The 290-nt window shown below is 42.8% G+C and carries 1 protein-coding gene; it reads right to left on the reverse strand.

What is annotated here, in order from left to right:
• Nucleotides 1-94 precede the first annotated feature (94 nt).
• The coding region (locus LD028_RS08750; protein ID WP_275949115.1) for an ArpU family phage packaging/lysis transcriptional regulator at nt 95-290 on the reverse strand (196 nt) is incomplete at its 5' end.

The raw sequence follows: 290 nt of genomic DNA on the forward strand, positions 1-290 counted from the left end.
TATAAGAGTAGTATACCATCTTTGACTACGTCAAAGCAATCGGTTCATCCCATGTCTAAAGACGGGCTACGCCCTGTATGGGCTTTCTCCGATTCTATTTGTAAACCTCAATTCGCAAAGCAAAAGCCAATTTATAAAACGCCTTCTCACGGATCCGATAAAACCTCGATTCACTGATTCCCATGTCGTTGTATACCTCGTAATCGTATGGCTCTTCCAACGTCATATATCGCCTAATAATCAATTCCCGTTCCATTTTGTTCAGTCGATTCACCGCGCGACGTATTCTC

The organism is Anoxybacillus sp. LAT27 (assembly GCF_022030075.1).
Taxonomy (GTDB): Bacteria; Bacillota; Bacilli; order Bacillales; family Anoxybacillaceae; genus Anoxybacillus; species Anoxybacillus kestanbolensis.